This is a genomic window from Gordonia alkanivorans NBRC 16433 (assembly GCF_000225505.1).
GTDB lineage: Bacteria > Actinomycetota > Actinomycetes > Mycobacteriales > Mycobacteriaceae > Gordonia > Gordonia alkanivorans.
In genome coordinates this window covers 1-10499 of the sequence record NZ_BACI01000010.1, presented here as the reverse complement: position 1 = coordinate 10499, position 10499 = coordinate 1, and the positions used below count along the sequence as shown (strand labels likewise).

At 69.8% G+C, this 10499-nt stretch carries 1 protein-coding gene and 1 pseudogene; one reads left to right on the top strand and one right to left on the bottom strand.

Annotation, left to right across the window (positions count from 1 at the left end; all coding sequences use genetic code 11):
• The first annotated feature begins 22 nt into the window (after positions 1-22).
• Positions 23-9865, top strand: a complete 9843-nt coding sequence (locus GOALK_RS01200) for a non-ribosomal peptide synthetase (protein WP_006356953.1) — start codon at positions 23-25, stop codon at positions 9863-9865.
• On the opposite strand, the pseudogene GOALK_RS01195 reads toward GOALK_RS01200, so the two are convergent.
• A pseudogene (locus GOALK_RS01195) lies at positions 9837-10499 on the bottom strand (helicase); the annotation flags it as partial. The gene GOALK_RS01200 and the pseudogene GOALK_RS01195 overlap by 29 nt on opposite strands.

Genomic DNA, 10499 nt, shown 5'->3' with positions numbered 1-10499 from the left:
GACCCAGGTGGTGGCGTCCGTGATGGCACTGCCCGCCGGCGAGCAGCTCGTCGCTCATCTGACCGGCGCCGACGTCGATCTCGATGTCGTCCGGACCGTTGCCGAGAAACTGCCGGGCTACATGCGTCCGACGTCCTGGGTGATCCTCGACGAGATGCCGTCGAACACCGCGGGCAAGATCGATCGCAAGGCACTCCCGCTTCCGATGTACGCGGCCGACGAGTACGTCGCCCCGTCGACACCCGCCGAGATCGCCGTCGCCGACGTCTTCGCCGATGTGCTCGGGGTCGACGAGGTCTCGGCCGGCACCAGCTTCTTCGACGCCGGCGGGAACTCGTTGGCAGCAACCCGTCTCGCGTCGCGACTGGGACGAACGCTCGGCATTGCGGTCACCGTGAGGGATGTCTTCGACGAGCCGACCGTTCGCGGCCTCGCCGCCCGCGTCGAACGTTCCGGCGCCGATCCCGCGGCGCTCGGCCCGGAGGTGGGCGAGAGGGCATCGTCGCCGCGTCCCGACATCCTGCCGCTCTCCAGTGCGCAACGACGCCTGTGGTTCATCAACCAGTACGAACCCGACGTCGCCTCGTACATCATCCCGTTCGGATTCCGTATCCGCGGGCAGGTCGACGCCGACGACGTCCGGTCCGCGATCGGTGATGTGATCGCGCGGCATGAGATCCTGCGGACCACCTACCCTCTCGGGCCGGACGGCCGACCGCACCAGGTCATCGCCGACGACGTCGACTTCGATTGGCGTCTGGTCGATTCCGATGCCGAGGCGATGGCCGTCACCGTGGTGCCGTACGACCTCACCCGGGACCTGCCGGTGCGGGCACGTCTGCACCGCGACCCGGCCGACGGTGCATTGCTCGTGCTTGCGATTCACCACATAGCAGCGGACGGGGCGTCGGGACCGGTCCTGGCCCGCGACCTGCTCGCCGCCTATGTCGCGCGACGTGACGGCCGCGCACCGGACTGGGCGCCCTTGCCTCGCCAGTACGCCGACCATGTCCTGGAACTCCGGCAGGGCGACGCGACCGCGGCCACCCGACGCCAGTGGTGGGCGGACCGCCTCGCCGGTGCTCCGGCGCTCCTCGAGTTCCCGACCACACACCCGCGGCCGTCGACCCGCGACACCCGCGGTGCCACGGTCGACTTCACGATTCCGGGTCGCACCGCGTCGGCCGCCGCCGATCTCGCCCGTGCCACCGGGACCACGACGTTCATGGTGCTGCACGCCGCGCTCGCGGCACTCCTGAGCCGCCTCTCCGGGAGCGGAGACATCGTCATCGGCACCGCCACCGCCGGCCGCGATGGCGAGACCGACGACCTGATCGGCATGTTCGTCAACACCGTCGCCCTGCGCAGCCGGGTCGCGACGGATGGCGGGTTCGCGGACCTCCTCCACGAGATCCGCGACGACGACCTCGACGCCCTCGCACACGCCGACGTGCCGTTCGACGAGGTGATCGACGCGCTCGGGATCACCCGGGCCGCGTCGTACGCGCCGCTCGTCCAGGTCCTGCTGACGACCACCGATACCGCAGACACCGCAACAATGCCCGCGGATCTGGCCACCGAGCTCGCCGGCCTCGACATCAGTCCGGTGCCCGTGACGGACGACTCTGCCAAGTTCGACCTCACGGTCGCGGTGCGCACCGACGGGGCGGCGGGCGCACCCTGGCGCGGCACCCTCACCTACGCCACCGACCTCTACGACGATGCCGACGCCCGGCGCCTGGCCTACCGATTCGTCGGCCTCCTCGTCCACGCGGTCGCCGACACCGCGACGCCGGTCGGCGATCTCGATCTGCTCGCCATCGACGAGGACACGGGGCCGCTGGTCTCCGGTGACCCGGACCCGGCCGTCGTGACCCTGCCCGAACTGTTCGCCGCCGCCGTCCGGTCCCGCGGCGACCACCCCGCCGTCATCGACGAGCTCGGCAGCTGGACGTATGACGAGCTGGACCACGCGAGTTCGCATCTCGCCGCCGAACTCACCGAGCACGGCGTCGGTCCGGACGACGTCGTCGTGTGCGCATTGGGACGGTCGGCACGGGCACAACTCGCGCTGTGGGCGATCGCCAAGACCGGCGCGGTGTACTGCCCGGTCGATCCCCGCCATCCCGCGGATCGCATCGCCCGCGTGGTGGGAGGCGCACGCGCCAAGGTGGGTCTCACCGACGGCTCGGTGCAGACGTCGGCCGGGGTGCACTGGATGCTTCTCGACGCCGACCGGGCCGCCGAGCTGAGGTCCCGAGCGCCTCGGCCGGCTCCCGCGATCCGGCGCCCGGTGTACCCCGACGACGGTGCGTACATGATCTTCACCTCGGGTTCGACCGGGATGCCCAAGGGTGTGCTCGTCACCCACCGGGGCCTGGCAGGCGTGGCCGCAGTGCTGCGTGACCGTCACGGTTCGGGGCCGCAGGCCCGATGGCTGGGTATCAGCTCACCCGCCTTCGACGCCGCGATCCTTGAGATCCTCGGCGCCTACGGCAGCGCGGCCACACTCGTCGTCGTCCCGCCGGAGATCTACGGTGGGCGTGAACTGGCCGACTTCGTCTCGACGCATCGCACGACACACGCATTCCTGGTGACCTCCGTGGCCGCCTCACTACCCGACCCCGCGTCGTTGCCGTTCACCAACGTGCTCGTCGGCGGCGAAGCCGTCCCCGACGCAGAGAAGGACCGCTGGGCCGCGCACACCGCCTTCCACAACGGTTACGGACCCACCGAGACGACGATCATCAGCGTCACCTCACCGGCGGTCGGCCTCGACGAACCGGTCCGGCTGGGACATCCCGTGCCCGGCGGCGCCGCGCACGTCCTCGACGGCCGGCTCCATCCGGTGCCGCCCGGCGTCGTCGGAGAGCTGTACCTCGCCGGCGGGGAACTCGCCCGCGGTTACCACGACCGCCCGGCGCTCACGGCCGAGCGTTTCGTGTCGGCTCCGTTCGGACCACCGGGCAGCCGCATGTACCGCACCGGGGACCTCGTGCGCCGATCACGCAACGGCGAACTGACCTATGTGGGGCGCAGCGACTTCCAGGTGAAGCTACGCGGCCAGCGCCTCGAACTCGGTGAGATCGAGGCGACGCTCACCGCACACCCGGCCGTGCGCAACGCGGTCGTCATCGGCGTGGGAGACCCCGTCAGCGACCTCGCCGGGTACGTCGAGCCCCTCGACCCGGATGGAGACCTCGACGTCGCGGATCTCCGCGAACAGCTCGCCGCGCAGCTGCCGCCCTACATGATTCCGGCGAAACTCCAGGTCCTGGAGCACCTTCCGCGCAATCCGGTCGGAAAGATCGACCGCAGGCAATTGCCGGAGATCGACACCGCCGACGCGACCGACGCCCACACACCGCCGTCGGGTCACACCGAACGAATCCTCGCCGCGATCGTCGCCGACATCCTCGACCTCGAGAAGGTCTCGGCCACTGCAGACTTCTTCGCCATCGGCGGGAACTCGCTGGCCGCGACCCGACTGAGCGCGCGTGCCGGAGACCAGTTCGGCGTCCGCCTGGGTGTCCGCGACGTCTTCGAGTCCCCGACCGTGCGCGGGCTCGCGCGCCGTATCGAGACCGCCTTCGACTCGGAGCCGCCGCAGGCGCCACTGGTGCGCGTCGTCGACCGCCCAGACCGGATTCCGTTGTCGTATGCGCAGCAACGCATCTGGTTCCTCAACCGGTTCGAACCGGAGTCGGCGGCCTACACCATCCCGTTGGCCGTACGACTACGCGGTCCGCTCGATCGGTCGGCGCTGCGCAACGCCGTCGTCGATGTGCTCGCGCGGCACGAGATCCTGCGCACCGTTTTCCCGGCCGACGCGGGTGAACCCTTCCAGCGAATCCTCGACATCGAGGAAGCCCGAACGGCATTGCGGTGGGAAACCGACACGCTGCCCGCCGATCCGCTCGCCGCCGACGACCTGTCCGTGCTCCTCGGGCCGCCCGGCTTCGACATCACCACCGAGATCCCGCTGCGCGTACGTCTCCTGGCAGCCGGAGACGACGGCCCGGACGGTGACGATCACCTCCTCGTCGTCCTTCTCCATCACATCGCGGCCGACGGCGAGTCGATGCGACCGTTGCTGTCCGACCTGTGGACGGCGTACCTCGCGCGTGCCGAGGGACGGCCGCCGGCGTTCACCGAGCTACCGGTCCAGTTCGCTGACCACGCACTGTGGCAACGGCAGACCCTCGGCGATGTCGACGCCCCGGACTCGGTGCTCGGCAAGCAGGTCGGGTACTGGGTCAACAGGTTGTCGGACCTGCCCGACCTCCTCCCGTTGCCGACAGATCGCCCACGGCCGCCGGTTGCCTCTCAGCGTGGCGGCCGTATCACCGCGGAGATCCCGGCCGACCTGGCCACCCGGATCTCCGCGGTGTCCCGGGATCGCGGGATCACCGACTTCATGACGATCCACGCAGCGCTCGCGATCCTCCTCGCCCGCCTGTCGGCGAGCCGCGACATCGCGATCAGCACGCCGGTCGCCGGGCGCGGCCACGCTCATCTCGACGACCTGGTCGGCATGTTCGTCAACACCCTGGTCCTGCGGACGGAGGTCGACCCGGCGATCGATGTCCGGGACTTCCTCGACCGCGTCCGCGTCGACGACGTCAACGCGCTCGCCCGCGCGGATGTCCCGTTCGACTACCTCGTCGACCGGCTGTCCCCGGCGCGATCCGAGGCCTTCGCCCCGCTGAGCCAGGTGATGCTGTCGGTGCTGCACGCCACGGGCACTGCTGGGACCGCCGACGCAGCCGAGGCCCCCGGCGGACTCCGTCTGGAACCTCTCGCGGTGTCCACCGGGACCACTCAGCTCGACCTGACCGTCGCGGTCAGCGTGGCCCCCCAGGGTGCGTGGCCGGTCGAGATCGTCTACGCGACAGACCTGTTCGACGCGTCGACCATCGAGGTGATGATCACGCGGCTGATCCGTGTGCTCGAGACTCTCACCGGTACGGAAATCGACGGTCGGCCGGTGGGCGAGATCGATCTGACCGACGACGCCGAGCGCACGCGGATCGCCGAACTGGTTTCCGGCCCGGACCTGTCCGTGCCGTGGTCGACGGTCTCCGAGGCGGTCGACGCCGCGGCCCGACGCACCCCCGGCGCGATAGCTCTGGTGGCGGGGGATCGGACGCTGACCTACGCGGAGTTCACCACCCGGGTGTCCGATCTCGCGCAGCGGCTTTCGGGCCACGGCGTGGGACCGGATGTCGCAGTGGGCGTGTGCATCCCGCGTTCGGTCGAGCTCGTCCTGGCGATCCACGCCGTGGTCGCCGCCGGTGGCGCCTACGTGGTCATCGACCCGGCAACGCCCGCGGAGCGACTCGCGGCGATGATCGACGCGGCGTCGATCTCGGTGATCCTGGCCGCAGACCCTCGACCCGAGGTCCTCGCCGGTGTCACACCGCACGTCCTGGTGGTCGACGCCGACACCCCGGTTGCCGACGACCACGCCGCGGCGGTGTCCCGCGCCGCATTCCGTCGGGTGGTCGACCCCGACAACGCGCTGTACACGCTGTTCACCTCCGGATCGACGGGAACACCCAAGGGCGTCACGGTCAGTCACCGGGCAGTCCTGAACCGTCTCGCCTGGATGCACATCCGGGAACCATTGAGCGACGACGACGTCGTGATGCTGAAGACCCCGGCCACCTTCGACGTGTCGGTGCCGGAACTGTTCGCGCCACTGATGGCCGGCGCCAGGCTGGTGATCGCCGAGGACGGTCGGCACATCGACCCGGCCTACGTCCTCGACGAGGTTAGGCGCCAGGGGATCACGTCGATCCACTTCGTGCCGTCGATGATGGCGGCGTTCGCCGAGTACGTCGGCGACAACCCCGAGCGGCGCGCGGCCCTGGCGACGTTGCGGCGCATCCACGCCTCCGGCGAGGCGCTGCCCGCGGCGACCGCGCATGCGCTGGGTGCGCTGGTCCCGGACGCGGACATGGACAACCTGTACGGGCCCACGGAGGCCGCGGTCGAGGTCACCGCTCACCGCCTCGGCACCGACGAGGTGACCGTGCCGATCGGCCGGCCGATCGCGAACACCACGACCTGGGTCCTCGACGACCGGCTGCAACCCGCACCGGTCGGGGTCGTCGGCGAACTCTATGTCGGCGGTGGGCAGCTGGCTCGCGGCTACGCGTCCCGACCGGATCTCACCGCCGAGCGCTTCGTCGCCGACCCCACCGGCCGTTCAGGCGCCCGTCTGTACCGGACCGGCGACCTGGTCCGATGGAATGCGGAAGGTGAACTCGAGTACCTCGGGCGCTCCGACTTCCAGGTGAAACTCCGCGGACAGCGCATCGAGCTGGCGGAGATCGAATCGATCCTCGCGCAGATCAACGGCATCACGCACGCCGCGGCGACCGTCCGCAACGGGCCGACGGGCGAGGTCCTGGTCGGTTATCTCGCCGGCGACGTCGACCTCGATGTGGTTCGGGCCCGCGTGGTCGAGACACTGCCGCAGTACATGCGGCCGACGCAGTGGGTGATCCTCGACGACGTCCCGCTGACCGCCACCGGCAAGCTCGACCGTCGTGCGCTGCCCGCTCCGGCCGCGGTGTCGGCCGAGTTCGTCCCGCCCGCCGACGGAATCGAGCGCGCTCTGGCGGCGGTCTTCGCCGACGTCCTGGCACTCGACGAGGTCTCGGTGACAGTGTCGTTCTTCGACCTCGGCGGGCATTCGCTTGCCGCACTGCGTGTCGTGGCCGGCGTCGCCGAACGTCTCGGGGTGGACATCGACATCCGTGACATCTTCCGCGCACCGACTGTACGAGAGCTCGCGCGTACGCTGACCCAGCGGCGTCTGTCGGTGCAACCGTTGAGCCGTCGTCGGCGCCCCGCGCAGATCCCGCTGTCGTATGCGCAGCAACGGATCTGGTTCATCAACCAGTTCGATGTGGCATCGCCGGTGTACAACATGCCCGTCGCCTTCGATGTGCTCGGCGAACCGGACCTCGCCGCGCTGCGCGAGGCCTTGCTCGACGTCATCGCCCGACACGAACCGTTGCGCACCGTCTACCCGATGGCGGTGGATGGGACACCGGTACAGCTCGTGCTCGGCACGAGCGACGTGGCAACCCGCCTGCGGTGGGACGAGACAGCCGATGTCGACGCCGCGATGGCGGTCTGCGCCGAGGGATTCGACGTCACCGTCGACCTCCCGGTGCGGGTCGCGATCGCGCCCGTCGACGGCGGATACCGCGTCGTCGTGGTGATCCACCACATCGCCGGCGACGCCGCATCCCTGCAGATCCTGACCGGGGAACTGATGGTTGCGTACCAGGCGCGAACGTCGGGAACGAATCTGCCCGCGCCGGAGCCGCTTCCGGTGGGTTACGTCGACCACACGCTTTGGCAGCGCGCGACTCTCGGCGACCTCGACGACCCGACCTCGCTGATGGCTGCCCAGTTCGACTACTGGTCGACGGCGCTCGACGGCATCCCCGCGGCCCTCGACCTTCCGACCGACCGGCCGCGGCCACCGGTGATCGATCACCGGGGCGCACGACTGCCGATCGAATTCGGGCCCGAACGCAGCGCCGCGGTCGCCCGTACCGCCCGGGCGCACGGGCTGACGCCGTTCATGGTGTGCCACGCCGCATTCGCCGCGGCGCTCGCCAGACTCGCCGACGTCGACGACGTGAGTATCGGTGCCGCGGTCTCGGGTCGAGGGCAGGCTGCGACGACGAGGATGATCGGCATGTTCATCAACACCGTCGTCCTGCGGACGGAGATCGGCGCCGACGACACCGTCGCCGATCTGCTCGATCAGGTACGCGACACCGATGCGGCGGCCTTCGCGCACGCGGACATCCCGTTCGAGACGCTCGTCGAACGCCTCACGCCCGTCCGGTCCACCGCGCACGCCCCGCTCGTCCAGGTCATGATCAACTACCTTGCCGACACCTCGGCCGGACACAGCGATCAGTTGGCGGTTATGACCGAGTTCGCGGACGGATTCCACGTGCAACCCGTCGATCCCGGGCCGCCGCCCGCCAAGGTGGACCTGACCCTCGGGCTCGCGGAGACGACCACCCCCGACGGGGCCGTCATCACCGGCGAGATCGATTACGCAGCAGCACTCTTCGATCCGGAGACGGTCGCGGTGTTCCGCGATGTCTTCGAGCGGATCATCGATGCGATCACCGCGGACGAACCGACCACCACCCTGCTGGGTGAGATCGACTTGGTGACCGAGGACGATCGTCGCCGGCTCGGTATCGAGGGAGCGCCGGGCGCGGTCGTCGTCGACACCTCCGGGCGGGCGCTGCCGGCCCGAATCCCCGGTGAACTGCGCACCGCCGGCGCATCGACCGGTGTGCTCGCACGGTGGCTGGATGACGGCGCGGAACCCCGGGTCGAGGTCCTCGGCCGGCTCGACCGTCAGGTCCGGAGAGGCGGGCTGCGCGTCGATCTCGACCTGGTCGAGACGGCCCTAGCCGGACTCGACGGTGTGCGAGCGAGCAGTGTCGTCGCTGTCCCGAGCGACGACGGCATCGAGATCCACGGGTGGGTGAGCGTCGACCGCGATGGCATCAGCGCCGACATCACCGCCGACGATGTTCGTCGCGCTGCCGTCGAAGTCATTGCACCGCATTGTGTCCCGTCGGTCCTGGCCATCGTCGACGAGATCCCGGTCGGGGACGACGGACGACCGGACCACGCGAAGATGTCGGCGGTGATCCGGGAGGCCGGTCACGAGGCGCACGTCGCGGAGCAGCCGGTGGCGCCGGCCGGGGAGTGGGAGGAACTCGTCGCCGAGTGCATGTCCACGGTCACCGGGGTTGCGGTCACGAGCGCGGCCCAGGGATTCTTCGACGTCGGTGGGACGTCACTGTCCGCGGTCCGTCTCGTCGCCGAACTCCGTCGTCGCACGGGCATCCCGGTCGAGGTCGCCTGGGTGTTCGCCGGACCGACGCCTCGCGACCTCGGCGCGCGGCTGGCCGCACACCTCGAACCGGAACCCGTGGACGCGGATGCGTCCGACCCGACGAACGGCGGCGTCGTCGTACCGCTGCGTCGGGAGGGTGCACGGAACCCGGTGTTCTGTGTGCATCCCGCCGATGGATTGGCGTGGTTGTTCGGTGGCCTGGCGCCGTATCTCGACGACCGACCGGTGTACGGACTCCAGGATCCGTATGTGGTGGCCGGCGATCTCCCCGACGCCACGGTGCACGATCTCGCCGTACGCTACGTCGACGAGATCCGACGCATCGCTCCCGAGGGCCCATACCATCTGCTGGGGTGGTCGATCGGTGGCCTGATCGCACAGGAGATGGCCGTCGAACTGCGGTTGCGCGGCGAGGACGTCGGATTCCTGGGTCTGCTCGACAGCTACCCGGCCGACGACGTCGAGCTGGCGCCGAGCTGGACGGACGACGGGGAGATGTCGGTGGACATCGACGCCCGAGAGCTGGCCTCGGAGTTGCTCGGCGGTTGGCGTGAGGTCATCGACGTCGACGAGCTCGTCGACCCCGACGACGCGGGATCGGTTGCGCCCGAGACGATCGCCGCCGCGATCCGGGACAAGGTCACCGGACTCGGACTGCTCGATGCGGAGTCCTTCGACCGGATGCTGACGCGTATGACGAGTTCTGCCGAGCGCACGATCTCGCACCGGCCACGACCGTACGACGGCGACACCATGCTCATCGTCGCCGCTGACAGCGACACCGAGGAATCGGCGGACGGAGGCCCGAACCGCTGGGCGCCCTACCTGGGCGGCGGCATCACGCGGATCGACATCGACACCGACCATCTCGGCATCGTCGGCAGCGACGCCCTGTCGGAGTTCGGACCGCGGATCGACGCAGCGATCAGCGACGCGGAGTCGCGGCGTCGGTGACGGCAGGCAGATCCGCCAGCACCGCGGGCAGCGGCTCGTCGTGCACGACCAGCAGACGCTGAGTGGCACGGGTCAGCGCGACATACAGGTCGCTGAGACCGCGCGGTGACTGGGCGATGATCGCGGCGGGCTCGACCACGATCGTGGTGTCGAACTCGAGACCCTTGCAGGTCCGGACCGTGTAGACCTTCGGGGCTGCCACACCCTTCGCGTCGAACGCGTCCGGGTCCAGGGCGGCGGCCACCACATCGACCAGCGTGTCGGGGACGACGACGGCCGTGAGTCCGTCGGGTTCGGCGAGATCGACGGCGTGGAACACGCCTGCCGCGATGCTCGCCGCGTCACCGGTGTCGTCCACCGCGATCGCCACCGGTTCGATACCGTTGCTGCGCAACGAGGTCGGCGCGGTCTCGCCGTTGCCGATCTCGTCGAGGACGCGAGCGGCGTAGGTCATGATCTCGCTGGGCGTGCGGTAGTTCACCGACAACTCCTTGAACTGCCAGCGTTTCGCGACGTACGGCTCGAGGACCTCACCCCACGACCGGGTGCCCGCTTCGTCGGAGGTCTGGGCGGTGTCACCGATGATGGTCATCCACCGATTCGGGATGCGGCGCATCACCATTCGCCATGCCAT

Bases quoted from the DNA above. Each gene is read 5' to 3' on its own strand.
- GOALK_RS01200 (WP_006356953.1), top strand. From the start codon at position 23: ATGGCACTGCCCGCCGGCGAGCAGCTCGTCGCTCATCTGACCGGCGCC.